The 390-nt window shown below is 61.5% G+C and carries 1 protein-coding gene; it reads right to left on the reverse strand.

The window, feature by feature from the left end:
• Positions 1–390, reverse strand: a 390-nt coding sequence (locus tag AC5ZG1_RS44665) for a KUP/HAK/KT family potassium transporter (RefSeq protein WP_496136609.1), incomplete at both ends; no start/stop codon positions are given.

The following is a 390-nucleotide window of genomic DNA, read 5'->3' on the forward strand; positions in this document are numbered from 1 at the left end:
CATCCGGCACCAGTTTGCGGCGGCCGAGATAGAAGGAGGTCGACATGATGTCGAACTTCAGTCCGGTCTTGCGCAGCGTCGCCAGCGCCTGCGAGACGTTCTGCGATTCCATGAAGCCGAAGAGCAGCTCGACGCGCGAGAAGCGTTCGGAAATCGGCTCGACCTTGTAGCGGTCGTGGCTCGGTACACGCGGCTTGTTGACCGTGCGGATCGTCAGAATGACGTTGCGGTCGTGAAGCACGTGGTTGTGTTTGAGATTGTGCAGCAGGGCGGCGGGGGCCGATTCCGGATCACTGGTCAGGAAGATCGCCGTGCCCGGAACCTGCGCCGGCGAATGCTCGCTCTTGCGCTCGATGGAACTGACGAAGGAGGCGAGCGGAATATCGGTGT

Source organism: Bradyrhizobium sp. Leo78 (genome assembly GCF_059512425.1).